Raw genomic sequence first — 25,315 nt, forward strand, 5'->3', positions numbered from 1 at the left:
AAGAGGTTTTGAATGTACTCAAATATCCTATCCATTTCTAATTTTGTTTATATTGCAAGTGCTTTTGTTTTAATTTTGAGTTTTATTGTTAGAAAAAAAAGTATTGATGTTGCTGGAAAAAGCTTATTTGTTTTAGCATTTTTTATTGAATTTTTATACTTTACACTTAGATTCATTGAAACTTACCAAAAAGGCTATGATTATCTACCTGTTACAAATGCATTTGAATCGTTTATTTTTTTTACGCTGTGCTTAGGTTTTTTGCAAACACTGATGATAAAAAAAGCCTCTGGTTTTATAGTCCTTTTTAGTTCAATTGTTATAAGCACAACACTTCTAGCATTATCTATAGCTGGATTTAGCCAGCATATAGAGCCACTTATTCCAGCCCTTAAAAGCAACTGGCTTGTTGCGCATGTTATAACTTCATTGTTAGCATATGCTGCATTTGCCATAAACTTTGTAGCAAGCTCATTTGTTTTGTACTCATCACAAAAACGCATTGACAAAATTGTTGGCTCAATAATGTTTGGAGGGCTATTAAGCTTAATGTTTACAGCTGTTATTGTTAGCATAACTCATAGTAGCCCTTTGGTAGTAGGGATTGTATTTTTGGTATTAATTTCAACAATGTTATTTGTTTTAAGCTTTATACTAAAGCCATATACAAGCAAAGAATGGATTGAAAAACCGCTTGTGTTTGGGTTTGTACTGCTAACAATAGGCATTATTACTGGTTCAATATGGGCAAAATACGCCTGGGGTGGCTATTGGAGCTGGGATCCAAAAGAAACGTGGAGTTTTATTACGTGGATTGTATATTTAATAAATTTGCACTTTGCAAGAAAAAAAAAGAGTGCAAGATTTTTGGCTTATTTGGGTGTAATTGGTTTTTTGAGCGTACTTATTACATACCTCGGTGTAAATTTTGTATTGCCAGGTTTACATAGCTATGGATCAAATTAACATTTTTATTGACAAAATATATAATTTTTTAAAAAGTCTTACACTGGCAGTTGTTCTTCTTAGCTTGATAGCTTTTTTTAGTGCGATAGGCACAATTGCCAGTAATGTTAAATTTTTAAAAGATTTAGGTCTAGACAATGTTTATTACTCAAAATGGTTTTTATTGCTAATTGTATTGTTTGTAATAAATTTAGTGCTTTGCACGCTAAGTATGATACCAACTACAAAAGCACTATTTAGCCCAAAAGCACCAAATAAAATTTTCAAAAGTAAAAGAACAGATGCAAAAAAACACTTAATTAATCTACTTAAATCAAAAAAACTCTATATTCAACAAAAAGATGATCTTATCGCAGCTTATAGATATCCAGTTAGAAAATTTGCCGTATACGGTATACACCTTGGTATACTAATTGTAGCTTTTGGTGCTTTGGTAGGCTCAATCTGGGGGTTTCGTGGTATAATGGAAATTCCACAAAATGAGGCTAGCAATATCGTAGTAACAAGAAATAACTACTTAAGTTTACCCTTTTCTGTTTATAATAAAAATTTTACTGTAAGTTTTTATCATAACAAAGATATACCATCTGAGTACAAAACTACAGGATACATTATTGATTCAACTCAAAAAATACCATTTAGTACAACAGTTAACCATCCATTTATACACAAAGGCATATGGTTTTACCAGGCAAGCTACCAGTTAAACCCACATGATAGTTTTATTATTTTAAACGTAAACAATTCCAGGGTTCAGCTGTATTTGCACAAGCCTGTATCTATTGACAATGCTCAGTTTTATCTAGCAAATTTGAGCTATTACAATTCAAAACCTATAGCTCTGTTGTATGTGGAATTGCCTCAAGGCAGTGCATCTGGGTGGATAAAACTTGGTGATAGTGCAAACCTTGGCCCAATAAATATTGTTTTTGAGCAAGCCAAAGAAAGCTATATAACTATACTAAGCGTTGCAAAAGATCCCGGCTCAAATATTGTAATTGTTGGTTTTATTATTATGATAGCAAGCTCAATGCTTATATTCTTGAGGTTCAGACGCAGAGTATACAAAGTAGAGCAAATTTAAAAAAAACAACAACCAAATTATATGGTTGTTGTAGTAATTATTTAATAAGTACTGTATCTTCTTACTATCTGCATTGCTCTTTTTGGATAAGAAAATACTATACTAAAGCCACTAAATACGTGTACAAGCCTACTAAATGGTAAAAGTAAAAATAATGTAAGTCCCATAAAAATATGTAACTTGTAAATAAAAGGCATACCGTTTAGATAGCTTGAAGCGTTTGCTTTAAATAAGACAATTGATTGGGCATAATTTGCAAACTTAACAAGCCATTGGCCATCCTTATCCAACAGATAAGAATAAGGAACACTCATGAGTCCTGCAGCAACTGTTAATAAAATCCATAACAAAACAACAAAATCCATTGTTGTAGATGTATAGTATATATAATCATTAAAAAATCTTCGTATAATAAGCAAAAACACACCTACTATGCAAATTATGCCAGATACTGAGCCAGCATATATTTCTATAATTTGATGCGTTTTATCTGTTAAACCCAATAAACCAAAAATAAAATGTGGTGTCAATAGTCCACCCAAATGCCCTAAAAAGAGCGCAAGTATTCCTATATGAAAAAGATTATTAGCAACTCTTAGCTGATTTTTCTCTAAAAGTTCACTAGAGCTGGATTTCCAGTCAAGGGGCATATAAACAAATCTAAAAATACTTCCAAAAACGAAAATTGCTAAAACAATATAAGGGTAGATGCCAAACAAAAAATAATTAAGGTAGTTCATCTAAAACCTCCTTTTTACTCAACACTTCAAAAATTACACGATATGGGCTTTCAAATTCTTGTAGCTTTTTATAAATATTTGCCAGAATACTCCTGTAAGGTGCAATTTCTTCCAAGACTTCTTCTTTTTTAAGAAAAGATAGATACTCTAAATACATTGGCAAAAAATCAGGTGTATGATTTTGTTGCGGTTTTAAGCCTAACTTAGAGTATTTTTCAATAAAGTCAAGCAACTTTTGCCCTTTTGTTTTATCATCTTTAAAATGCTCAAGCAAATACAAACTGCAAGATGGCGTTAAATCAAAAACAAAAGTATAGTGTTTTTGCTGATCTAATATGTCTATTTTTTCCATATAATCTAAAAGTGGCATCAAAAATTCCAGCTTATTTTCAACCGCAAATGCTCTAAATTCGCTAATGTAATTTGTTAATTCTTCACCTGGGTATAAAAGTAAGACACTAAAGAGCTTTAAAGTCTTCATTTTTTATGCTTTGGCTTTTAATTTTAAATAATATGCAATAGCAATTGAAATTACAGCAAGTACAACAAACACAATAAACCCTTTTGCATAACCAGCGCTTTTATATACTGCAACAAATTCCCCCATTATAGGCGGTATAACAAAACCACCAAACGCACCAAGTCCACCTACCCAGCCAGCAGCACCGCCAACCGCATCACTTACAAGTTTAGGCACAAGTTTAAATACGGCTGCATTATTTACTCCCATGCCTATTGCAAGTACAATTTCTGATAAAATTGCAATACCTATTGAATTAGCTAAAAATAAACCTAAAGCACCAATACCCATAAGCGCAAGTGAAATAATTGCTGTATTTGCACCACCTATTTTATCGGCAATAACACCACCTGCTATACGAATAGCAGAAGTCAAAATAGAGTAAGTGGCAGTCAATAGCCCAGCATATACAAGGCTTAAATTAAAATAAGACTTCCAGTATGTAGGAAGCCAAGCAGTTAAAGCAACAAAACCACCGAATGTGGTGAAGTATAAAATTACAAGCAACCACGTATTAAAATTTTTAGCAGACAAAGTCAGACTTTCAACAAGACTTTTTGATGGAAAGAGTTCTTGTCCTAAACTTTTTGCTTGCTCAATGGCCTTTTTTTCATCCAATCCTTTTTGTTTTAATTGAAAATAAGGCGCATTTTTACCTGTTGCATAGTACAAGATTGTTCCTATTACCAAAAAACCTAACCAGATAAGATAAGAGTTGAATAAACCCAGTTTGTGTAGAGCTATTGGTAACAAAAAAGAGAAAATACCAGGCGCCAGATTACCAACACCAGCAAAAGTTCCCAAAGCAAAACCTTGCTTTTTTTGCGGATACCAGTATGAAACCTGACTGATTCCAACAGAAAAGGTAGCAATACCGCTTCCACTGAGCAACCCAAATAACAATAAAAGCTCATATACACCGCTTCTTAAGTTATTAAACATAACCATATATATAACAATTGATAATCCTAATAGTCCAATAATAGCAATCAACATTAAAATCAAAAACGGTTTTCTGCCACCTGTCGTATCTACCCATGCAGAAAATGGTATTCTAAGAAGCGATCCAGATAAAGCAGGCATTGCAACAAGCAGACCTACCATCTGTGGTGTTAAGTTTAAAATGTCTTTAAATTTAGCAGCAGTTGGTCCAAAAAGTGCAACAGCAGCAAAGCCGAAAAAAAATCCCAGAGTTGCGCCAAATAACCCCTGAGCAGGTGTTCCTTTAATATCGTTCATCATTAGCCTCCAAAATCATTTTTTAAAAAGCCAACAGTGCCTTGTTTTTTAAAATTATCCTGGTGAAATTCACTGTGAAGTGTTGGTATAACATACCTATCTTCATATTTTGCAATAGCTAAATACCTATACATATCTTGAGCTTGATTTATGCTTAATCCAGCTTGTTTTAACACATCTTCATCAATTATACCTTCTACATTCTTTTTCCTAAAAAACCCTCTCAAAGTCATTAGTTTTTTTAATGCTGATACTATTGGTTTTCTATTTGAAGCGCACAAAAGATTTGCTAAATAATCAACAGGCAAGCTTAAGTCTTCAATATTGCCAAAAACTTCATCACTTTGAAATAACTCAGTTTTGTTGACAATTGGCGACAGTGGCGGTATATAAAAATTCATTGGTAGTGTTCTAAATTCCACATGTAGACCAAAAGCAATTTTCCATTCAACCACCATCTTGTAGACAGGTGAGTTCTGTGCGGCTTCTATAAAATTTTCTGGTATACCATCTTTTCTGGCTTGCTTTATGACATTTTCATCAAAAGGATCTAAAAAGACACTTAATTGGGCTTCATACAAATCTTGTTTGTTTTGAGTCTTTGCAATTTGTTCGATTTTATCCTGATCGTATAGCAAAACACCAATATAGCGAATCTTTCCAACACAAGACTCGCTGCATACTGTAGGTTTTCCTACTTCAAGCCTTGGGTAGCATAATATACATTTTTCTGACTTTCCTGTTTTGTAATTGAAGTAAATCTTTTTATATGGACATGCACTTACGCACATGCGCCAGCCTCTACATTTATTTTGGTCAATCAAAACAATGCCATCTTCATCCCTTTTGTATATGGCAGCAGACGGACAGCTTGCAACGCAGGCTGGGTTTAAGCAATGATTGCAAAGCCTTGGCAGATACATCATAAATGTATTTTCAAATTCTGAATAAATCTCTTTTTGCAAGTTTTCAAAGTTATAATCTTTTGAGCGATTTTCAAATTCACCGCCAAGGTCATCTTCCCAGTTTGGACCCCATTCTATTTCTATCTCTTTTTTCGTAATAGCTGATATTGGTTTTAGAGAAGGAAAATACTCTTCGTTTGATAATTTCAAATACTCGTAATCAAACTCGAAAGGCTCATAGTAGTCCTTTAATTTTGGCAGATTGGGGTTTGCAAATATATTTAACAAAATCGAAGTTTTTGATCCAAGGTTTAGTTTTAATTCATTGTTTTCAAGTTTCCATCCACCTTTGTATTTTGATTGATTTTCCCAATCTTTGGGATATCCTATGCCTGGCTTTGTTTCTACATTATTAAACCATGCATATTCAAGCCCTTCCCTTTTTGTCCACACATTCTTGCATGTTACAGAACAGGTATGGCAGCCAATACACTTATCCAAATTTAGCACCATTGAAAGCTGAGCCTTTACCTTCATAATTGCCCCCTTGCGATTGTTGTTTTTTTAGACCATGTAGGTTTTTGCAACTTTCTTACAACAACAAAATCGTCTCTGTTTGAACCTACAGTCCCGTAGTAATTAAAAGAATAAGATAGCTGGGCATAGCCTCCTATCATATGAAGCGGATTTAATAGTACTTTAATCACGCTGTTGTGCACTCCACCACGATTCTTGGTCCTTTCTGAGATTGGTGTATTTATAACTTTATCTTGAGCATGATACATAAAAGCACTGCCTTTTGGTATTCTTTGGCTTACAACTACCCTGGCTAGCACAACACCATTTTTATTGAATGCTTCAACCCAATCATTGTCTTTTAAACCTAAAATTTTAGCATCAGACTCACTTATCCATATATGCGGTCCACCTCTTGAAAGCGTTTGCAATGTTAGCAAATCTACATATGTTGAGTGTATCCCAAACTTTTGATGAGCTGTGCTCCATTTTAGTGTAAGCGTATTGTCTTCTTTGTTTATATTTGATAAAGATTTTGCATCAACTAAAGGCTTATAAACTGCAAAGTTTTCACCAAATAGCTGCATCCACTTGTGGTCCTGATAAAACTGGATTCTACCTGTTAGTGTTCGCCACGGTATGTACTCATGTACGTTCTGATAATTAGCGCTATATGGTATTTCTTTTGACTCAATACCGCTCCATATAGGCGAAGTAACTGTCCTTCGAGGTTGGATTTGTAAATCAACAAATCTTAAGCTGTAATCAATTGGCGGTCTTATATTGTTGTGCAAGCTGCCTGTTTTTAAAGATAAATTATCAAATGCTTTATGCGATACTTTTGCATTGGTTTCGGGTGCTAACTCTAAAATCGCCTCGCATACTTCTTTGGCGTTTTCTATTTTAGCTTTATTATCAATTTCACCATTTAGCTTTTTTAAATACTCAACTTCTTCTTTTGTATCCCAACTTACACCTTTTGCACCATTGCCAAGTTTTTCTAACAATGGTCCAAGCGTTGTATACTGCTTGTAAACATTCGGATAATCCCTCTCAATAATGCTTATCGTAGGAAAATTTTTACCTGGAATAATCTCTGTATTGTCTACTTTCCAATCTTTTGGCTCAAATGCTTGACCAAGCTCTGCAGGTGTATCGTGCATAAGGGGTGAAAGTACCAATTCTTTTTGAACACCTAAATGATCTTTGGCAAGCTCTGAAAATTTTTTTGCAAGCTCTTTAAATATATCCCAATCATTTTTACTTTCCCATAAAGGATCAAGCGCTTTGGAAAAAGGGTGTATAAATGGATGCATATCCGTTGTACTTAGATCTTCTTTTTCGTACCAGCTTGCAGCAGGCAAAACTATATCCGAATAAATACATGTGGTAGACATTCGAAAATCAAGCGTTACAAGTAAATCAAGTTTACCTTCAACTGAATTTCTCCATACAATTTCTTTCGGACGCTTGCTTTCATCAATTTCTTTTGCTAAAACGCCAGATTTTGTACCAAGCAAATGTTTCAGGAAATACTCATGACCTTTAGAGCTTGCTCCAAGTAGATTTGAACGCCACACAAACATATTGCGAACAAAATTTGCTGGATTATCTGGGTCTTCAAAAGCAAATCTTATCCTGGACTCTTTAAGATTGTTTATTAAATAATCTTTTGGATCAAGATTTTGACTTTGAGCGTCTTTTATTATTTCTATTGGGTTTTTATCCAAATACGGTGTAGCTGGAAGCCAACCCATTCTAACAGCCTTTACATTAAAATCAGCTGGTGAATAGTCCTTGTATGTATTTTCCGCCAAAGGTGATAATAAATCACCTATTTTTACATCTTCGTATCTAAACTGATCTGTATGAAAGTAATAAAATGAAGTTGAATTCATTTGCCTTGGTGGTCTATACCAATCAAGCGCAAATGCAATTGCACTCCATCCTGCAAGCGGTCTTACCTTTTCCTGACCTACATAATGAGCCCACCCACCACCGGATTGACCGATGCATCCGCACATTGTAAGCATATTTATCACGCTTCGATAAATTGTATCGGTATAATAGTAATGATTAACTCCAGCACCAATTATAACCATAGATTTACCTTTTGTTAAAAGAGCATTTTTAGCAAACTCTCGTGCTATCTTTATTACAACTTCCTTTTTTACGCCTGTGAATTTTTCCTGCCAGGCTGGTGTGTATGCACAATCATCATCGTAAGTTTTAGCCGTATTTAAATCGTTTAAGTTTCTATCAATCCCATAGTGAGCTGCTAATAGATCAAAAACACTTGCTACTATATATTGATTGCCTTTTTTGTTAATTTTTAGTGCCGGCACTTTTCTTTTAATAATTGAATTGCTTGTAAAATCAGCAAAACCAACTTCTACTACATCAGTAGCTATGTCAATGAGGCTAAGTTTTGGGTCTATATCTTTATTAGCTAAAGAGTCTTTTAAATGCAAATTCCATTTGCCATTATTTTCGTATCTAAAACCTATACTGCCATTAATTATTGCAGTCTGATTTGTTTTATTGTCAATTACAACAGTCTTCCAATCATCTTGTTCCAAAGAATCATCAATTATATCAGATGCTCTCAAAAATCTATCTGAAACAAAATAATCACCTTTATTGCGCAAAATCACAAGATGTGGCATATCGCTGTATTGCTTTACATAATTGTTAAAATACTCATAACTATTGTCAATATGGAATTCTTTAAAAATTACATGACCCATAGCTAGTGCCAGCGCAGCATCGCTGCCTGGTCGGGGCGCAACCCATACATCGGCAAACTTTGATGCTTCACTAAAGTCTGGCGATATGACAACAGTTTTTGTCCCCTTATAGCGTACTTCTGTGTAAAAGTGAGCATCTGGCCTTCTGGTTTGAGGTACATTGGAACCCCAAAGCATCAAATATGTAGAATTATACCAGTCTGCAGATTCTGGCACATCTGTTTGCTCACCAAATACTTGAGGAGATGACGGTGGTAAATCGCAATACCAATCATAAAAACTACCTACTACTCCTCCGATTAAAGATAAGTATCTAGCACCAGATGCATAGCTAACCATACTCATAGCCGGTATAGGACTGAAACCAAAAATTCTATCTGGACCGTATGTTTTAATCGTATATATATTTGCAGCAGCAATAATTTCTAAAGCTTCATCAAAACTTACTCTTACAAAACCGCCCAAACCTCTTTTTTGTTTGTAGATTTTACTATTGTCTGATTCAACAATAGCTTTCCATGCTTCCACTGGATTAAGTGTCTTCCTTTTTTCTCTGTATAGCTTTAACAACTCACTTCTTATCATGGGGTATTTTATGCGGTGAGGGCTGTAGAGATAACTTGAATAGCTTGCACCACTTGGACAACCTCTTGGCTCATATTCAGGAAGGCCATCTTGTGTTTGCGGGTAGTCATTTTGTTGTATCTCGTAGGTTATAATGCCGTTTTTTACAAATATTTGCCAACTACAAGAGCCTGTGCAGTTTACACCATGTGTGCTCCTGACAATCTTGTCATAAGAAAATCTGTTTCTATAACCATTTTCCCATGTCCTATCTTCCAGCCTTTCTTCAATAAAGCCGCTTGAATTTTTTTGAGATTTTTTAAAAAAAGAATAGCGCTCTAAAAAACCCATACTGCCCCCTTTTCGCATATTGTTTATCTGATAATATAAGCAATTTTTTAGTATAAACAATTGACATATATCAAAAATTTAAAAATTTTTTCACTAAATTATACCGCAGGGTTTTCTTCGTCTAATAGCCTCTTTTCTCCTTTCAGTTTTTGAATTTCTTTTACATCCTGCATAACTTCCAGTGTTCCATAATAATCACCATTTTCATCGTAAACGGGAAAATATCTTATATATAAAAACCTACCTTCAAAATTAATCCAAAAATCTGCTGATTTTCTCTTTTTTGCTCTAAAATCATCAAGAATTTTTTGCACTAAGTGTAAACTTTTTGGCGGATGGCATTTTTGAACCTTTCTACCAATATCCAATTTTGTTCTTGCAAATGTCCTGCCCTCACGCGGTAAGTTGAAATATACTACATTATCGTCTTTATCCACAAATGACACATCGCATGGCAGGTTATCTAAAACTCTTAGCAAAACTTTAATATCTAAATCTTCAAAAAGCTCCAGTGTTGATTCATTCATCTTGCACCTCCTTTGGTAGCTCAAAGTAGCCAAGCTCATCGGATTCACTTTTAATATCAGCCCAGTCTTTATCAGATAGCATATCAAGAGCTACATTGTATAAAATTTCCTGCTCTTTTTTTGTATGAAGTGCAAATGTCTCAAGCATATACCTGTAATTTGAAACTAAACGATCTACAAAATCTTCATAATTAATAGTTTCGTGATTATCAAGCAATTTTTCTATGCGGTTTCTTGCTTGCTTCATATTGTAGTGGTCTTGCCACATTATAGATGGAGGTTCTTCTACTCCATATTTTTCTATTACAGGAAACAGCGTATTTTCCTGGCGCGTGTTGTGATTGTCTTCTGCTTGTTTTTGCAGCTTTATGATTTGCTTTAGCTGCTCAATTACGCTTTGGGCTGAAGCATAATCTTGATAGTTTTTCAAAGTATTTGCTAAATTAAAACCATTTTCCATATACATCATAATTGCATCATGATCTTTTATAAGCCTGTAGAGAGGATGATTTTTATCAATGCGCTTTCTTGAGCTTGAGATTTGCTCTTTGAATAACTCCATATGAATATTGCAGGCTTTCATAAGATCGTCTGTTGTGTAACCTTCGTTTTTTAACTCGCTTTCAACAACTGCAATAAGCACCGGATCAGCTTTTTCTATCAAATCTTTAAAGCGCTTTTTTGCTTCTTCCACATTTTCTTTATTATAAATTTGCTTTAATATAGCCTTTAGCTTTTCTTTGATCTCTTTTGTATTTGTATCAGCAGATTTTTTATCATTTACAAAACCGCTTTTTATACCATTTTCGATAATTTGTAAAAATTCTTCAAAACTGTAACCACCCCTTGAAGCTACATGAGCCAGATCCACTCTTGGTGCCATAAGCTGAACGATTACTTTACTTGTAAGCATTTTATAGAGCGGATTTCTAGAGTATAAATAATCAGGTATGTTTGGGTATGCTTCAAGGAGTTTGCTAAACTTATCTTTTGGTTTGTAATCAAGCATTGTTCACCTCTAATAATAAAGGAAGGCTTTTTGCCTTCCTTTCTAAAAAATTTACTTTCCTTGCATAATAAGCTCTAAATCTTGCTGGACTTCTCCAATAGGCTTTACATCAAAGTTTTCAACAATAACCTTGGCTACATTTGGTGATAAAAATGCTGGTAGCGTTGGACCCAGCCTTATGCCTTTTACGCCCAAATACAGCAAAGCTAAGAAAACAGTTACAGCTTTTTGCTCATACCATGCTATATCGTAAGAAATAGGAAGCTTATTAATATCGTCAAGCCCAAATGCTTCTTTTAGCTTTAGTGCAATAACAGCCAAAGAATAAGAGTCATTGCACTGTCCTGCATCCAGTACCCTTGGTATACCGTTTATGTCACCTAAATTTAGTTTGTTGTAGCGATATTTTGCACAACCTGCTGTTAAAATGACAGTATCTTTTGGCAGGCTTTCAGCCAGATTTGTGTAGTATTTTCTTGTATTGTGTCTGCCATCGCATCCTGCCATTACAACAAACCTCTTTATTGCTCCAGAATTAACTGCTTCTATTACTTTATCTGCCAAAGCCAGTACCTGATTGTGCGCAAAACCACCTACAATAGTTCCTGTTTCAATTTGAGTTGGAGGTGGACACTTTTTTGCCATCTCAATAATGGGTGAAAAATCTTTTGGCCTGCCATCTTTCCTATCTGGTATATGCTTTAATCCAGGATAGCCTACCACACCTGTTGTAAATACCCTGTCTTTATAGGAATCTCTTGGTGGCACAAGGCAGTTTGTAGTCATAAGGATCGGTCCGTTAAAAGATTCGAATTCTTTTGTTTGCAACCACCAGGCATTACCGTAATTGCCTACAAAATGATCGTATTTTTTAAACTTTGGATAATAATTTGCAGGAAGCATCTCGCCATGAGTATAAACATCCACTCCAGTGTTTTTTGTTTGCTCAAGCAATTCTTCCATATCCTTTAAATCATGCCCGGAAATCAGTATACCTGGTCTGTTGCGTGTACCTATGCTTACTTTTGTGATTTCTGGGTTACCGTATGTAGATGTATTGGCTTTGTCTAAAAGTTCCATTGTCTTTACAGAAAACTCACCTGTTTTCATAACAAGGCTTATTAGTTCATCTTGACTTAAGTTTTCGGTTAATTGTGCAAGCGTATCTATCATAAAACTTGTAATTGACTCATCTTCAAAGCCAAGCACGCTTGCATGGTCGTAATATGCAGCCATACCTTTTAAGCCATATACAATAAGTTCTTTTAAAGACCTTATATCTTCATTGGTTTCACTTAATACGCCTATACTTTTTGAAAATTCTAAAGCTTTTTGTTTTGTTTCAAACTCATATAGGTTTGAATACGACACATTTTTTCCTTTAGAGCTCAAAAAAGAGCCAAGTAGCTTTGCTTGTGCATTTGTCTGCTTAATTTGCTCTATAACGCGTTCATCATCAAAATTGACATTTGTGATAGTCATAAATAGGCTTTCTGATACAAATTTCCCTATAGGTTTTGGATCAAAACCGTTAGAAATTGCCTGTCTTGCTATAACCGATAGACCTTTTAAATTATAAATCAATACATCCATCAAATTAGATGTGTGATCCTCTTTGCCGCATATTCCTTTTTCTACACTGCAACCTATACCGTGCATTGCCTCCTGGCACTGATAACAAAACATTGACATAAGCACCTCCGCTTTTTTTTCTTTATTCATAGTTTAAACAATATTTTCTAAATTAAATTGACGCATGTCAAAAAAGTGATAAAAGTGGTAAAGTTATTTTTGTTTTTTATTGTTTCTTTTGTAATATGTATCTAAAGCTTGATATTGGTAGACATTGTGGACAAGATTTTTAACATTCGTCAATTAAATTTATAAGGTTTTAGTGTAAAATAAAAAAATATGAAAAACAAGCAGGAAAAAATTAAACATGACAAAAAGGTTATTAAAAATTTTATCAAACTATACTGCAGAAAAAATCATTTAGAAAAGGGCGTAGAAGTTTACAAGGATGATTTATGCAAAGATTGTTACGAGTTGTTAAATTACGCTTACATGAAATTAGACAACTGCCCTTTAGACCCAAAACCCATGTGTAAAAAGTGTTTAATCCATTGCTACAGTAAAAAAAACAAAGAAAAAATTAAACAAATAATGAAATTTAGCGGTCTCTACCTAATAAAACACGGCAGGATAGATCTCCTTTTGCATTATTATTTTTAAAAAAAGTTCATCCAAGTTTTGTTTTGCTTTTTAAATACCAATATATGCTTGGGTAACCAACTAAAAATTCTAAAATAATAACAATTATCCTGCCTATTATAGAACCTTGCGAAAAAAATACCACAATACTAATAAGCGGTATAAGCAATAACAAAGCTCTCCAGGTAAGAGATAAATAAATTAAAAGTGGGTTTAAACCAATAAAACTATAAGATGGCAATACATGTTTGAAATATTCGTTTTTTAAACTTAATTTTTTGAATTCTTTGTATATAACAATAATTGAAAATAATATAAAAATCAAAAATATAGTTACAAACAGCCAGATTTCGTTAATATAATACGCGGCTTTAAAAAAAATAAAAACCGATATTATTAAAACTAAAAATAATTTTAAGCAAATAGTAGACCATAGTTTAAAAGCAATATCTGGTAAATCTTTTCCTTTGATCGCCATATTTTGATTTTAAACAAGTTTTGTCCAAAAAGAATTGATTAAAATCAAATATTTAGTAATTATTTTCATTCAATTTTGATAATAACCAAATCGTTTTTGTATGCATAGCTTCATAATCTTTTTAAAACTTTTCTTTGTTGTTATTTTAATAAGATTCAGGTACCCAAAATCTTTAAATAACTCTTCTGTGCTGCTTTATTCTTCAATATATTTGCCTGATTTCAGTATTTTAATTCTTTTTTAGCCCATATAAAAGATGCAACTTTATCTTTATATTAAATATACTATAATCGTAAAAGCATCATATGAAACAAAAAGTATAGCCAGATTAAGTTTAACCAGTTTTCTTTTTAAATAACACGACAGCCATGGCCATCGTAAAAAAACTGATAGGTAAAAGTGGCCATATTGTAACAAAAACTATTTTGAGGGATGGGTTTTCCAAAAATATAGCTCTTGAAATTGTAACCATATACTGTAGAGGATTAATATAAGCAACCCAACGCATAGTAGATGGTATATTTTCAATTGGTGTAGCAAAACCACTTAAAAGTACCATTGGCACTATATATGAAAATCCACCTAAAAAGCCCTGTTGTTGAGTTTTAGATAAAGAAGATATAAATAATCCAACGCCAACAATAGCAATCAAAAACAAAAACATTGCAAAAAATAGTATAAATACCGAACCTTCGAATGGTAATCCAAATATATATCTGCCCATCAACACCATTAGTATGCCTTCAAAGAAACCAATGACAATTGCTGGTATTGCTTTACCTATTAGTATTTCAGAAGATTTAATTGGAGACACCAACAGTTGGTCAAAAGTACCAAGCTCTCTTTCGCGCGCAATAGTTAAAGCGGTTATTAGTATTGTAACTAAATTTATTAAAATTCCAACCAAGGCGGGAACTGAGCTCCACATTGGGTTTAAATTAGGATTAAACCACATCCTATAAGTAATTTTGCTAGAAACATTTTGTATGTCTTTAGTGTTAATTGATATGCTATCCGAAAATTTTTTTACAATAGAATTAATATAGCCATCTACAATTAATGAGGCATTTGTTTTTCTGCCATCAAGAAGTACTTGAATTGTAGCGTTTCTTTTTGATAAAACATCTTTTGAAAAATTCGCTCCAATATGAATTACTGCCAAAATTTTTTGATCTATCAATGCTTTTTCTGCTTCTTTTAAGTTGCTATAATATTTTATCTTTGTAAATGTCTTAGAATCACCTTGAAAATAAGAAATGAGATCAATTGCCGGTTTGCTTAAATCTTCAGTATAAATACCCAAAGAAACATTTTTAACATCATGCGTTGCAGCAAAACTAAATATAAGCAATTGCAATAAAGGTGGAATTATAAGTATAGATCTTGAATATGGATCAACCCATATAACTAAAAACTCTTTTATAATTAGTCTGAAAATTCTATTTATCATTTTAATCCTCAAGATCGGTTTTTGTTTTTTTAAATAGCAAAAATGTCAACAATAATCCAAAACCTAACATAAAAAAAGTATCAGGTAAAATAATTTTCCACACATCACCTGTTAAAAAAATAGTTTGTAAAGAAGTTACAAAGTAACGAGGAGGCAGGATATATGTAATAATTTGTATAGGCAAAGGCATTGAATTGATATCAAAAACAAGCCCAGATAAAATAAAAGATGGTAAAAAACCAACTATAAGTGCAACCTGTGTAGCAATAAATTGGTTGCGTGCAACAGCTGAAATAACTAATCCTAAACTTAAAGCAAAAATTAAAAAAACACCAGATACCACTATTAGAGCCAAAATTGAGCCTCTCATTGGTACTTTCATTATGAAAATTGAAATAATTGTAACTATACCCATTGCAATCATGCCAAGCACAAAATACGGAAAAAATTTGCTTATTAAAAATTCCAATTTTGTTACAGGAGTAGATAAAAGAGCTTCCATAGTGCCTCTTTCCCATTCGCGAGCTATTACTAAAGAAGTTAACATCGTGCCAATAAGAGTCATTATAATTGCTATTGATCCTGGCAGGATAGCTAAACTTGATTTAGCATTACTATTAAACCAAATACGAGAATCTATATTTATAATTTTCTGATTTTTTACTCCATTTTGTATGTCTTGTTGCTGAAGCCATTTTTGATATGTACCATCTATATAATTTTTGACTAATGAAGCAGTGTTGGCGTCTGTACCTCTAATAATAATTTGAACAGGATTTTTTTCTTTTAACAATAGGCGCCTTGAAAAATCTTGAGGTATAACTAAAATAGCATTAATTCTTCCAGCTATGAGATATGGTTGTAATGCTTTTGTACTTTGATCAACGCGAACATTAAAAAACTTTACACTTTCAAACGAAATTAACAATGAACGCGCTTTTAAAGAATTGGATTCCATAGCTACACCTATATTGATTTTTCTCAAATCAAGAGATACACCATAACCGAATATAATAAGTAAAACAATTGGCAATATAAAAGCAATCAAAATGCTACTTGGATCTCTGAGAATTTGATATGTTTCTTTAATTATCAAACTAACAACTCTCAAAAGACTTTGTTGTTTTGTTTGTAAACTAAGGCGTTTTAGAAATTTTTTCATAATCTTTTTCTTTATAAAAAGCTTCAACTAATTCTACAAAAGCATCCTCAAGTGTTGGATTGGGATTTTTTTGAGATTTTACTAATTGCCAAATATCATCAACTCCACCTCTAGCAATAATCTTGCCTTGAAAAATTAACACTATATTATCACAATACTCGGCTTCATCCATAAAATGTGTTGTTACCACAACAGCAACTTTTTTTTCGACAAAAGCATTGATTCTAAACCAAAATTCTCTTCTTGTAATTGGATCAACACCGCTTGTTGGTTCATCCAAAAATAAAATCTGTGGGTTATGTATGGTTGCGCAAGCCATTGATAACCTTTGCTTTATTCCAAGAGGCAAATCAATAGCTTTTTCGTGTTTATAAGGTATTAACTCAAATCTTTCAAGTGTTTCAAAAACCGCGTTTTTTAATTCATTTGATTTTAATCCATAAACACCTCCGTAAAATTCTAGATTTTGTATGACATTTAAATCTCCATATAAACTAAACTTTTGAGCCATATAGCCAAGCATTTGTCTTACTTTGGCGGGTGCTTTAATTAAATCAATCCCTGCAAGCTTTGCAAAACCACTTGTAGGCTTTAAAAGACCACACATCATTTTGAATGTGGTACTTTTTCCTGCACCGTTTGGTCCTAAGAGTCCAAAGATTTCACCAGGTTTTACTTTAAAGCTTATTTGGTCAACTGCTCTAAATCCGTTAAATTCCTTTGTTAATTTATCAACTTCAATTATTGGTATATCTTCTTTTACATTTAAATTCATATAAGATTTGGTTGAATCCTCGATTTCTTTAACTTTATCTTTTGATATTCCCCCAAGTAAAATCATAAATGCATCTTCAAATCTAGGCGCTGTTTGTATAAGTTTGGAATTTTCAATATTTATGCTTTGCGGATTAAAATCTTTTGATGTTATAATTCTTATGGATTTACCTTGAATCACACTGTCTATAATTTGATCATTCTTGATAATTTCAGTTGCAAATTTTCTAATTTTAGTTTTATCTGCTAAATCAACCAAAAATGTACGACCCGAAATTGAATTTGTTAATTCTTTTGGTGAGCCTTCATACAATATATTTCCATCGTTAAGTGCAATTATATGTGAACATTTTTCTGCTTCATCCAAATAAGATGTACTCCAAACTATTGTAACATTTTCAGATTTTATAAGATCATAAATAATTTTCCATAATTCTCTACGAGACAATGGATCAACACCTACGCTTGGTTCGTCAAGCAACAGGATCTCTGGGTTATGTATAAGCGAACATGCAAGACCCAGTTTTTGCTTCATCCCACCAGATAAATTCCCTGCCAATCGGGAAGTAAATGGAGCTAAATTTGTAAATTCCAACAATGTTTTTATTTTTTGTTGTAATAAATCACCTCTTACACCTTGTAGGTTTGCATATAGTTTCAAGTTTTCCAAGACACTTAAGTCTTCATATAGTCCAAACTTTTGAGGCATATAACTGATATTTGAGCTAATTGATTTATTTTCATCAACTTTAATATTTATCTTTATCTGGCCTGATGTTGGTTTTAAAATACCTGCAATCATTCGCATCAAAGTAGTCTTACCTGATCCATCAGGACCAATAAGTCCTGTAATTTTACCTTTTGGTATGCCTGTTGTTATATTATTTAGTGCAATTTTATTAGTTTTGTTGAATTTTTTTGTTATACTTAAAATTTCTATTGCGTTTTCTTTTTGCATTTGTATCTACTTTTGGTTTAGATTAATTTCTACTGTTACTGGCATTCCCTGTAAAAGTTGATTGTCATGTTTTTCCACCACAATTCTTGTTCTGTATACCAAATCCGTTCTTACTTCTTTTGTCTCAACATTTTTTGGTGTAAATTCTGCAACCGGCGAGATGTATCCAATATAGCCTATGTATGCTTTGCCTGAATCTGTTTTTATTTTTGCTTTCATACCTGGACGAACCACTCCCAAGTATTTTTCACTGATAAATGCTCTTATGTAGATAGGGTTCATTAAAGCAATAGTGTATACTGGCTCACCCACGTTTGCATAATCTCCTTTTTCTAGCACTCTTGTCTGTATAACACCATCTACTGGTGAGTATAGTTTTGTGTCATTCAAATCTCTTATAGCTTGGTTGAGTGCTGCTTGAGTCTCTTTGACTAAAAATTTTGCTTTTTGTATATCTTCATATCTTGGACCTGTTTCGACAAGGTTTTGAGTTTCCACTGCAGATTTTAACTTTTCTTTAGCAATTTTGTATTGTGTTAAAAACTTATCGTATTCTTCTTCTGAGATTACATCGTATTTAACTAAGTTTTTTCGTCTTTCAAATTCATTTAATGCATTTTCATATTCTGCACGAGCCAGCAATGTCTGAGCTTTTGCACGTTTAATTTCCTCTGGCCTTGAACCATGCTCCAATGACAATAATTCTGCTTTTTTGGCTTCATATAAAGCTTTTGCTTGGTTTAATCTATTTATATAGTTTTCATCATCTATAGATGCAAGTAGTTCATTTTTTTTAACAACATCTCCTTCGTTTACATATAAATGTTTAATTCTACCCGGAACCTTAAAACCTAACCTAACTGTTCTAATTTCTACATTACCTTGAAGTACAATTGAATTCGAAGTTTTTTTCTTGAAAAATAACATCGAAATTAAAATAACAATTGTAATTATAATTGAAATAATAAGAACAATCTTTATTTTTTTATTCACTTATGCCTCCATTGTTTTGACAACTAATTCCTTTTTTAAATATATAAAATACAACCTTTGCTTTTTCTAAAATTTCTTTTTTATTTTTTGTAATTGTAGAATACAAAACAAGACCTTGTATATTTTCTAAAAAAAGTTCTGAAATACTTTGTGTATCGATTGATTCACAAATCTCTTTGTTTATTTTCCCTCTTTCAACGGCTAAAGTTAATTTTTCAATATAGTTTTCGAGAAATTTTTTTGCTGTGCGCTTTGGAAGAGTATCTCGTGAATCCAATAATTGCAACAACAATATACGCGGTATGCTGGGATATTTGGATACAAATTTGATATGTGAAAAAAACGCATCTTCTAATGCTTTTAAAGCAGAATCATTGTTGTTTAGTGTTTTATTTAAAATACTCATAATATGATTTGAAATCCAATTTATAAGATTATTAAATAAATCATATTTTGTAGGAAAATGTTTAAATATTGCACCTTGTGTCAAACCCATTGATTTTGCAATATCTGATGTTGTAATAAAATCTGGATTATTATTTTCAGATAATTTTAACAATGTTTTGATTGTAACGAATTGTCTTTTTTGTGAGCTCAATCGTTTCATAATTCACCCCAGAAAGTAAGTAATTGATTACTATCTTAATAAAAAAAATAAAATTGTCAACTACTTGATAAAATTATAAACTTCATTTCAATAACTCAATTCAATTACTCGATTACAAAGAAAGCGCTTTGGTAATTAATTCTACAATATTTTTATCAAATTCTTCTATTAACTCATTAAAGCTTTCAATGTTATAACGTGTTTTAAGGTATGAGAAACTATTAAAAGCGACTTTGACATTATTGTCTTCTTCTATCACAAGTATTTTGCTTGGTAAATCAATAGCTACAAAAGGAGAAGCTTCCATAAGAAGCGTCCCCTTTTCAGGATTTCCAAATAATAACACCACAGTAGGTCTTAAATGTAAATTCACATCATGTGCTAGCTGTGCATGATCTATCTCACAAAACAAATGTAACTTTGCATTTTTAATGAATAACCTTAAACGTTCTAGCGTTTCTTTAAACGAATAGCAAGAAACAAAAAATAATAACCCAGAGTGGTCATCATTAACTATGTATTTTTTATTTAAATCCTCAAACTTTGACAAATTAACCTCTTATGACATCAATATATAAATAAAACAATCACAATTTCTACTCTTCCAGCTCTCCCACCACCTTGAATCTCTCAAGCACTCTATCATCATGTGGCGCATCATCTATTTCGGCTGTAAGGTCTACTCCCGCATTGTGCGTTCCCATGTGTTCTCCATCTGTCCACATATCAGAGTCACTAACATCATAGATTTTACCTTCGTAAGCAACATATACTGGCATCCCGTTTTTACCATTGTATTTTTTTAACTCATCTTTTGTCATGGTTTAGCCCTCCAATGATATAGATTGTGTAGGACATGAATCTTTGGCTTCTTCGCAACATCCAGCATCGCAATTGTCAGCTATTACACGCGCTTTTGAGCCATCTTCATTCATCTCAAACACTTGTGGGCACACATCTGCACAAACGCCACAGCCTATGCATGTTTGTTCATCAATTACAGCTTTCATACATCCTCCTTAAATTGCTTTAGTTTGTTTTTTAATTCTTCTATTTCGTTTTTCAATTGCTTTTTTTCTAAGAAGCTTTTTGTAGCATCTCTGATTATAGCTCCAAAACCCAAAAGTTTTGAGTCTTGCTCTACTACAGCTATGCTAAAATCTATGGATAGAGATTTGTTGTTTTTTCCAATAGCCGGTACTGATAGCAAATCATCAGAATATTTGCTGCTTTTTGATTTTACAGCGCTAAAAAAACCATCCCAGTGCCTTTTCCTATATTTTTCCGGTATTATAATATCAAGGCTTTGACCTATTGCTTCACTTGAACTATAGCCAAATATTTTTTCACAGCCTCTGCTCCATAGTTTAATAATACCATCTACATCACAAAACAAAATCCCATCGCCCACGCCATTAAAAATCGCCTCTAAAATTTGACAGTTTTGACTCATAAATAACTCCTTTCAATGTATTCTAAAAGTGCTTTTGCATTATTTAGAGGGCTTTTAGACGAATAAACAAGTGTGATAGTTCCAACTTTTGATTTTTCTACAATCATATCTAAAAGTTCTTTTTTACTTGAGAGTTCATTAAAATAGCGTTCCTTAAACTCATCCCATTTTGTTTCATCATGAGCATACCACTTTCTAAGCTCACTGCTTGGTGCAATTTCTTTTAGCCATAAATCTATGTGTGCTTTTTGTTTTGAAATACTCCTTGGCCAGAGCCTATCAACCAGTATCCTATAGCCGTCTGTATCCTCATATGAAGAGTAAGCGCTTTTTAGTTTTATCATAAGGCACCATTTTCTATGTTATTTATTAAGTATTCGATATATTTTTTTAGAGTCAGTGTATAAACCTTAGCGTTGTCTAATATATCTTGAGTGTTTAAATTTTCTTTTTCAACTTCTTCATTGTATTCCAGTAACCATTTTTTTATCATATCCAGGCTTACCTCAATGTGAAACTGAAGACCGATTGCATTTTTATATACAAACCCCTGATTTTTATAAGAAGAAGATGAAAATACGCGTTGTGTATTATTTGGTAAGTCAAAAGTATCGTTGTGCCATTGAAATGCTTTGAATTTATCAGGAAAATTATAAAAGTATTCGTGGTTTGAAACTTTATGTATATCGAAAAAACCAATCTCTTTTGTATGTCCTTTATAAACCCTTGCACCCAAGACTCTAGCAAGCATTTGAGAACCTAAACATATACCTATAAGTGGTATATTGAGTGTTAGCGCTTCTTCTATAACTTTATACTCATGCTTTAAAAACGGGAATTTATCTTCTTCATAGGCTCCCATGTAACCCCCAAGCACAAGTATCAGTGAATAATTTTTTAGATTGCCAGCTAATTGTCCTTTGAAGGCATCAATATAGCTTATTTGATAGTTTTTTTGTCTTAATACCTCTTCAAAAAGGCCAGCATGCTCAATTGCGACATTACGTATAGCAAGTAACTGTTTCATAAATTATCCCAATATCCCAATCTCTTTGTGTTTATCTGCTATTTGTTGTGCAAGGCCAGTTATCTTTTTAAAGTCTTCAGGTTTTGGTTTACCCTTTATATACACAGGTTCAAACAGTTCAACACTTAAGTTTGTAAGATTGTTTTTTATATGTTCAACACCTTTGCCGCCCCACCCGAACGATCCAATTATGCCTGCAAATTTTGTTTTCGGTCTTAAGGCATTTGCAAGATATGCGGTAGTTATTATTTTAGGATGAACACCCGCTAGCACAAAAGGAGAGGCAAAAATCACAGTTGCTGCATCTACAAGATCCATAGCTATTTCTCCAAGACTTGATTGAGCAATATTGTATGGTCTTGCATATACGCCCTGCTCAATTAATGCATCTGATAAATAGTCAACGAGTTCTTTGGTGCTACCGTGCATGGATATATAGATTATAAGAGCTTCGTTATCCACATTGTCTGATATCCATTTTTTATAAGCATCTATTATAAACTGTGGATTTTTATACACTACACCATGGCCTGGCAAAATCATGGAAGGATTTAGTTCTTCTACTTTCTGAATGTTTTTTTGAATATTTTTTCTAAAAGGCATCATAATTTCTGCATAGTAGCGCTTTGCACCTTCATAGACTAACTTTTCATCTTTTGGTCCAAATATCTTGCTTGTTGCTATATGAGAACCAAAAAAGTCACAGGTAAAAAGCATCTTTTTCTCTACAAGGTAGACAGACATGGTTTCTGGCCAGTGGACCCATGGCGTAAAGACAAATTGAAGGGTTTTGTCGCCCAAGGATAAAGTATCGTTATCATTTATTATCATAAATCTGTCTTCATTAATATCAAGCAGGTCTATAAGGAGAGATTTGCATTTTTCATTTGTAACCACTTTTGCTTGAGGGTACCTTTCAAGCACTGCAGGTATAGAGCCAGAATGATCCTGTTCCGCATGATTTGCTATAATGTAGTCTATATTTTTTACATTCAAAATGTCTAAATTCCTCAAAAGCTCATGCTTTTTGCATGGATCAACACTATCAATTAAAGCTGTCTTTTGAGAACCAGATATCAAATATGAATTGTAGCTTGTGCCTTTTGGCAACTCAAGCAACTCATCAAAAATAGGCCTATCCCAATGCCTTGAACCTACATAGTAAACATCTTCGTCAACTTTTTGCACAGCCATTGTAAACCTCCTTGTAAAACATAAGATAGTTTTTTATGTTAAATTTTTATTTTCAAAACTATCTTACAAAATGGGCGCACTCAATGCAAACTTTTTTACCATCTTCAATTTTTATGTAATTTTGAGCTACTGCATCAGAGCAAACCTGACAAATTTCGTAGTTAAATGTTATTGCTTCTTCTTTAGATGGGTAATCAAACGGACCCTGCGCATCTATAAGTAAGTTATTGTTGTATAGCTCAAATACTTTCCTAAACAGCGCATATGAAACGCTTGTAGGTATACTTGAAGCATTTATGCCTTTGCTCCTATAATCCTTAACATAACTGGAGCCAAGGGCGCTTTTTATAATCTCTGGCTTTACCTTAACCTTAAGAGCCTTTTGCGTTTTAATGTGCATTATAAGAAAAGACCACTTACCAATAGGGTTTTTTTCAATAAGTCTTTTGCCAAATGTACAACCTGTGGAAAACTGCAATCCATCAACAAAGCAGCTTGCAATGTGGTTGTAGCCACTATTTGCAATAATGCGCGTTCCTAAATCTCTTTCTTTACTTATATCTAAAGCTTTCATAGCAAAAAGACCGCAGGCAAATCCTAAAGCCATACCACCGCATACATGCCCGTGAGTTGCAAGTGCAGCATAAAGCGATTCTTTTTCGGTATCACTTACATTTATAGACTCTACCAATTCTTTATAAGTTTCAAACATAAAACCTTCCTTATCCAAAGTGTTTTTCATAAACTGGATATAGCTGTGTTTCTTCTTTTATCATCCTGATTTTTAACATACCATAAATTTTCCCAAAATCCCTTGCAAACTGAATCTTATCTGTTATACATTTTTTGTATGTGTCAAAGAAATTTACCACATCTTTAGAAATTTCTTCCATCTCTTCTTTAAACTTTAAAACATTTTCTTCTACATTAACACCTTTGCTTTTTGCTTCATCAAACTTTGAGTATATAAACCTATCTTCTTTATAAAGATGCACCAAAAATAGGTTTTTGCTTTCAAAAAGCTTTTCCCTGGCGCCTTCTTTGTCAATGTTGTGCAATTCATCAAGTAATGAAAAAAGCTTTTTATGTTCTTTAAGCAAATCATCAATCAATTTACTCATAATTTGCCTCCAAAGAAGCGATTTTTAAAACTATATGCTATTTAAATAAAAAAGTATTTGATTTTAATCAAAAAATCAAACATTCAAAATTAACATTTTTTAATTTTATTAGTTACTTTTTTTTAATTTTATTATAATATTCTTAAATAAACAGTGGAGGAAATGGTATATGAAAATCCTGCATTTAGATACACAAAAAGGCTTTAGAGGCGGCGAGCAGCAGCTAATATACCTAGCGCAAGGCTTAAGAGAGCTTGGTATAGATTCTATTATTGCCGCTAAGGATGAGCTATACAAAAAGGCAAACGCAATGGGTTTTGAAACAATAGACTCAAGTAATTTAAAGCAATTATTAGGTGCAGCAAAACAATGCGATATTCTGCACGCTCATGCTTCAAAAGCGCATACTCTAGGCGTTTTTCTTAAATTATTAACAAAAAAACCACTTGTATACACAAGAAGGGTGGATTATAAACAAAAAAAGATATCAAAACTTAAGTATTTACTAACAGACAAAGTAGTGTGTGTTTCTGATTTTGTGAAACAAATCTTGTATGCAAATTACCGCTTGGATTCTGATGTTATATACGATGCAGTGGATCATGGTTTAATTCATAAAGTAGACGCCCAAAAAGTTAGCGAGATAAAAAAACAATATGGCCATGTAATAATTGGAAACATTGGAGCGCTAACTGCTCAAAAAGACCACAAAACCCTAA

General features: G+C 32.9%; 27 protein-coding genes. 4 read left to right on the forward strand and 23 right to left on the reverse strand.

Going from position 1 to position 25,315, the window contains the following annotated elements; all coding sequences use genetic code 11:
* The first annotated feature begins 12 nt into the window (after positions 1-12).
* A complete protein-coding gene (gene ccsB / locus ACP5FO_RS05580) occupies positions 13-966 on the forward strand; it encodes a c-type cytochrome biogenesis protein CcsB (protein WP_428157146.1) in 954 nt (317 codons plus the stop codon).
* Positions 953-2,050 (forward strand): cytochrome c biogenesis protein ResB, encoded by a 1,098-nt coding sequence (locus tag ACP5FO_RS05585; RefSeq protein WP_428157147.1) that lies wholly within the window; start codon positions 953-955, stop codon positions 2,048-2,050. Before ccsB ends, ACP5FO_RS05585 begins: the two co-directional genes overlap by 14 nt.
* A gap of 41 nt (positions 2,051-2,091) precedes the next feature.
* Here ACP5FO_RS05585 and narI read toward each other — a convergent pair whose 3' ends face one another.
* The 8 genes from narI to hcp all read right to left on the reverse strand — a co-directional run bounded on the left by narI (position 2,092) and on the right by hcp (position 12,860).
* The gene (narI, locus tag ACP5FO_RS05590; protein ID WP_428103593.1) at positions 2,092-2,790 is read right to left on the reverse strand and encodes a respiratory nitrate reductase subunit gamma; all 699 of its coding nucleotides are present in this window, start codon (positions 2,788-2,790) and stop codon (positions 2,092-2,094) included.
* Positions 2,777-3,271 (reverse strand): nitrate reductase molybdenum cofactor assembly chaperone, encoded by a 495-nt coding sequence (narJ, locus tag ACP5FO_RS05595; RefSeq protein WP_428157148.1) that lies wholly within the window; start codon positions 3,269-3,271, stop codon positions 2,777-2,779. The genes narI and narJ overlap by 14 nt, the downstream gene beginning before the upstream one ends.
* A gap of 3 nt (positions 3,272-3,274) precedes the next feature.
* Positions 3,275-4,549 carry an MFS transporter gene (locus tag ACP5FO_RS05600; protein WP_428110439.1) on the reverse strand — a complete coding sequence of 425 codons (1,275 nt, stop codon included), beginning with the start codon at positions 4,547-4,549 and terminating at the stop codon, positions 3,275-3,277.
* A gap of 2 nt (positions 4,550-4,551) precedes the next feature.
* Positions 4,552-5,991 carry a nitrate reductase subunit beta gene (gene narH / locus ACP5FO_RS05605; RefSeq protein ID WP_428157149.1) on the reverse strand — a complete coding sequence of 480 codons (1,440 nt, stop codon included), beginning with the start codon at positions 5,989-5,991 and terminating at the stop codon, positions 4,552-4,554.
* Positions 5,988-9,632: a nitrate reductase subunit alpha gene (locus ACP5FO_RS05610; protein ID WP_428157150.1), complete on the reverse strand. Its 3,645-nt coding sequence runs from the start codon at positions 9,630-9,632 to the stop codon at positions 5,988-5,990. The genes narH and ACP5FO_RS05610 overlap by 4 nt, the downstream gene beginning before the upstream one ends.
* Positions 9,633-9,730: 98 nt before the next feature.
* Complete coding sequence (locus ACP5FO_RS05615) at positions 9,731-10,159, reverse strand: PAS domain-containing protein (RefSeq protein ID WP_428110429.1); 429 nt, start codon at positions 10,157-10,159, stop codon at positions 9,731-9,733.
* Positions 10,152-11,168 carry a DUF438 domain-containing protein gene (locus tag ACP5FO_RS05620; protein WP_428157151.1) on the reverse strand — a complete coding sequence of 339 codons (1,017 nt, stop codon included), beginning with the start codon at positions 11,166-11,168 and terminating at the stop codon, positions 10,152-10,154. Before ACP5FO_RS05620 ends, ACP5FO_RS05615 begins: the two co-directional genes overlap by 8 nt.
* A 51-nt stretch (positions 11,169-11,219) precedes the next feature.
* Complete coding sequence (gene hcp, locus ACP5FO_RS05625) at positions 11,220-12,860, reverse strand: hydroxylamine reductase (RefSeq protein ID WP_428110423.1); 1,641 nt, start codon at positions 12,858-12,860, stop codon at positions 11,220-11,222.
* Positions 12,861-13,079: 219 nt separating this feature from the next.
* Between hcp and ACP5FO_RS05630 the strand changes: the two genes are divergently transcribed.
* Entirely contained in the window at positions 13,080-13,400 is a 321-nt protein-coding gene (locus ACP5FO_RS05630) for a nitrous oxide-stimulated promoter family protein (protein WP_025392337.1), read from the forward strand.
* Between the two features lie 7 nt (positions 13,401-13,407).
* Here ACP5FO_RS05630 and ACP5FO_RS05635 read toward each other — a convergent pair whose 3' ends face one another.
* From ACP5FO_RS05635 to ACP5FO_RS05705, 15 genes are all read right to left on the reverse strand, one after another.
* Complete coding sequence (locus ACP5FO_RS05635) at positions 13,408-13,857, reverse strand: hypothetical protein (RefSeq protein WP_428110618.1); 450 nt, start codon at positions 13,855-13,857, stop codon at positions 13,408-13,410.
* A 334-nt stretch (positions 13,858-14,191) separates the two neighbouring features.
* Entirely contained in the window at positions 14,192-15,307 is a 1,116-nt protein-coding gene (locus tag ACP5FO_RS05640) for an ABC transporter permease (RefSeq protein ID WP_428110617.1), read from the reverse strand.
* A gap of 1 nt (position 15,308) precedes the next feature.
* A complete protein-coding gene (locus tag ACP5FO_RS05645) occupies positions 15,309-16,469 on the reverse strand; it encodes an ABC transporter permease (RefSeq protein WP_428157152.1) in 1,161 nt (386 codons plus the stop codon).
* Positions 16,444-18,201, reverse strand: a complete 1,758-nt coding sequence (locus tag ACP5FO_RS05650) for an ATP-binding cassette domain-containing protein (protein WP_428157153.1) — start codon at positions 18,199-18,201, stop codon at positions 16,444-16,446. The genes ACP5FO_RS05645 and ACP5FO_RS05650 overlap by 26 nt, the downstream gene beginning before the upstream one ends.
* Before the next feature lie 6 nt (positions 18,202-18,207).
* Entirely contained in the window at positions 18,208-19,194 is a 987-nt protein-coding gene (locus tag ACP5FO_RS05655; protein WP_428110614.1) for an HlyD family efflux transporter periplasmic adaptor subunit, read from the reverse strand.
* A complete protein-coding gene (locus ACP5FO_RS05660; protein WP_428110613.1) occupies positions 19,187-19,801 on the reverse strand; it encodes a TetR/AcrR family transcriptional regulator in 615 nt (204 codons plus the stop codon). The genes ACP5FO_RS05655 and ACP5FO_RS05660 overlap by 8 nt, the downstream gene beginning before the upstream one ends.
* A gap of 112 nt (positions 19,802-19,913) precedes the next feature.
* Positions 19,914-20,351 carry a DUF302 domain-containing protein gene (locus ACP5FO_RS05665; RefSeq protein ID WP_428110612.1) on the reverse strand — a complete coding sequence of 146 codons (438 nt, stop codon included), beginning with the start codon at positions 20,349-20,351 and terminating at the stop codon, positions 19,914-19,916.
* Between the two features lie 46 nt (positions 20,352-20,397).
* Entirely contained in the window at positions 20,398-20,622 is a 225-nt protein-coding gene (locus ACP5FO_RS05670; RefSeq protein WP_272979309.1) for a cytochrome b5 domain-containing protein, read from the reverse strand.
* 3 nt (positions 20,623-20,625) lie between these two features.
* Positions 20,626-20,811, reverse strand: a complete 186-nt coding sequence (locus tag ACP5FO_RS05675) for a ferredoxin (protein WP_025392342.1) — start codon at positions 20,809-20,811, stop codon at positions 20,626-20,628.
* The gene (locus ACP5FO_RS05680; RefSeq protein ID WP_428110611.1) at positions 20,808-21,254 is read right to left on the reverse strand and encodes a PAS domain-containing protein; all 447 of its coding nucleotides are present in this window, start codon (positions 21,252-21,254) and stop codon (positions 20,808-20,810) included. Before ACP5FO_RS05680 ends, ACP5FO_RS05675 begins: the two co-directional genes overlap by 4 nt.
* A complete protein-coding gene (locus ACP5FO_RS05685; protein WP_092129682.1) occupies positions 21,251-21,598 on the reverse strand; it encodes a DUF488 domain-containing protein in 348 nt (115 codons plus the stop codon). Before ACP5FO_RS05685 ends, ACP5FO_RS05680 begins: the two co-directional genes overlap by 4 nt.
* A complete protein-coding gene (locus ACP5FO_RS05690) occupies positions 21,595-22,281 on the reverse strand; it encodes a type 1 glutamine amidotransferase (RefSeq protein ID WP_092129684.1) in 687 nt (228 codons plus the stop codon). Before ACP5FO_RS05690 ends, ACP5FO_RS05685 begins: the two co-directional genes overlap by 4 nt.
* 3 nt (positions 22,282-22,284) lie before the next feature.
* Positions 22,285-23,475, reverse strand: a complete 1,191-nt coding sequence (locus ACP5FO_RS05695) for an FprA family A-type flavoprotein (protein WP_428157154.1) — start codon at positions 23,473-23,475, stop codon at positions 22,285-22,287.
* 58 nt (positions 23,476-23,533) lie between these two features.
* The gene (locus ACP5FO_RS05700) at positions 23,534-24,187 is read right to left on the reverse strand and encodes an FmdE family protein (protein WP_428110609.1); all 654 of its coding nucleotides are present in this window, start codon (positions 24,185-24,187) and stop codon (positions 23,534-23,536) included.
* 10 nt (positions 24,188-24,197) lie between these two features.
* The gene (locus ACP5FO_RS05705; protein WP_428157155.1) at positions 24,198-24,596 is read right to left on the reverse strand and encodes a hemerythrin domain-containing protein; all 399 of its coding nucleotides are present in this window, start codon (positions 24,594-24,596) and stop codon (positions 24,198-24,200) included.
* Between the two features lie 169 nt (positions 24,597-24,765).
* Here ACP5FO_RS05705 and ACP5FO_RS05710 point away from each other — a divergent pair.
* The coding region (locus ACP5FO_RS05710; protein ID WP_428157156.1) for a glycosyltransferase at positions 24,766-25,315 on the forward strand (550 nt) is incomplete at its 3' end.

The sequence above is a fragment of the Desulfurella sp. genome (genome assembly GCF_049977265.1).
Taxonomy (GTDB): domain Bacteria; phylum Campylobacterota_A; class Desulfurellia; order Desulfurellales; family Desulfurellaceae; genus Desulfurella.

What these genes read in the sequence shown, in the direction of transcription:
- hcp (WP_428110423.1), bottom strand. Translation starts at nt 12,860, where the DNA reads ATGTCAATGTTTTGTTATCAGTGCCAGGAGGCAATGCACGGTATAGGT.
- ACP5FO_RS05660 (WP_428110613.1), bottom strand. Translation starts at nt 19,801, where the DNA reads ATGAAACGATTGAGCTCACAAAAAAGACAATTCGTTACAATCAAAACA.
- ACP5FO_RS05680 (WP_428110611.1), bottom strand. Translation starts at nt 21,254, where the DNA reads ATGAGTCAAAACTGTCAAATTTTAGAGGCGATTTTTAATGGCGTGGGC.
- ACP5FO_RS05600 (WP_428110439.1), bottom strand. Translation starts at nt 4,549, where the DNA reads ATGAACGATATTAAAGGAACACCTGCTCAGGGGTTATTTGGCGCAACT.
- ACP5FO_RS05675 (WP_025392342.1), bottom strand. Translation starts at nt 20,811, where the DNA reads ATGAAAGCTGTAATTGATGAACAAACATGCATAGGCTGTGGCGTTTGT.
- ACP5FO_RS05690 (WP_092129684.1), bottom strand. Translation starts at nt 22,281, where the DNA reads ATGAAACAGTTACTTGCTATACGTAATGTCGCAATTGAGCATGCTGGC.
- ACP5FO_RS05705 (WP_428157155.1), bottom strand. Translation starts at nt 24,596, where the DNA reads ATGAGTAAATTGATTGATGATTTGCTTAAAGAACATAAAAAGCTTTTT.
- ccsB (WP_428157146.1), top strand. Translation starts at nt 13, where the DNA reads ATGTACTCAAATATCCTATCCATTTCTAATTTTGTTTATATTGCAAGT.
- narH (WP_428157149.1), bottom strand. Translation starts at nt 5,991, where the DNA reads ATGAAGGTAAAGGCTCAGCTTTCAATGGTGCTAAATTTGGATAAGTGT.
- ACP5FO_RS05685 (WP_092129682.1), bottom strand. Translation starts at nt 21,598, where the DNA reads ATGATAAAACTAAAAAGCGCTTACTCTTCATATGAGGATACAGACGGC.
- ACP5FO_RS05585 (WP_428157147.1), top strand. Translation starts at nt 953, where the DNA reads ATGGATCAAATTAACATTTTTATTGACAAAATATATAATTTTTTAAAA.
- ACP5FO_RS05635 (WP_428110618.1), bottom strand. Translation starts at nt 13,857, where the DNA reads ATGGCGATCAAAGGAAAAGATTTACCAGATATTGCTTTTAAACTATGG.
- ACP5FO_RS05630 (WP_025392337.1), top strand. Translation starts at nt 13,080, where the DNA reads ATGAAAAACAAGCAGGAAAAAATTAAACATGACAAAAAGGTTATTAAA.
- ACP5FO_RS05700 (WP_428110609.1), bottom strand. Translation starts at nt 24,187, where the DNA reads ATGTTTGAAACTTATAAAGAATTGGTAGAGTCTATAAATGTAAGTGAT.
- ACP5FO_RS05610 (WP_428157150.1), bottom strand. Translation starts at nt 9,632, where the DNA reads ATGGGTTTTTTAGAGCGCTATTCTTTTTTTAAAAAATCTCAAAAAAAT.
- ACP5FO_RS05695 (WP_428157154.1), bottom strand. Translation starts at nt 23,475, where the DNA reads ATGGCTGTGCAAAAAGTTGACGAAGATGTTTACTATGTAGGTTCAAGG.
- ACP5FO_RS05615 (WP_428110429.1), bottom strand. Translation starts at nt 10,159, where the DNA reads ATGAATGAATCAACACTGGAGCTTTTTGAAGATTTAGATATTAAAGTT.
- narJ (WP_428157148.1), bottom strand. Translation starts at nt 3,271, where the DNA reads ATGAAGACTTTAAAGCTCTTTAGTGTCTTACTTTTATACCCAGGTGAA.
- ACP5FO_RS05650 (WP_428157153.1), bottom strand. Translation starts at nt 18,201, where the DNA reads ATGCAAAAAGAAAACGCAATAGAAATTTTAAGTATAACAAAAAAATTC.
- narI (WP_428103593.1), bottom strand. Translation starts at nt 2,790, where the DNA reads ATGAACTACCTTAATTATTTTTTGTTTGGCATCTACCCTTATATTGTT.
- ACP5FO_RS05620 (WP_428157151.1), bottom strand. Translation starts at nt 11,168, where the DNA reads ATGCTTGATTACAAACCAAAAGATAAGTTTAGCAAACTCCTTGAAGCA.
- ACP5FO_RS05640 (WP_428110617.1), bottom strand. Translation starts at nt 15,307, where the DNA reads ATGATAAATAGAATTTTCAGACTAATTATAAAAGAGTTTTTAGTTATA.
- ACP5FO_RS05645 (WP_428157152.1), bottom strand. Translation starts at nt 16,469, where the DNA reads ATGAAAAAATTTCTAAAACGCCTTAGTTTACAAACAAAACAACAAAGT.
- ACP5FO_RS05670 (WP_272979309.1), bottom strand. Translation starts at nt 20,622, where the DNA reads ATGACAAAAGATGAGTTAAAAAAATACAATGGTAAAAACGGGATGCCA.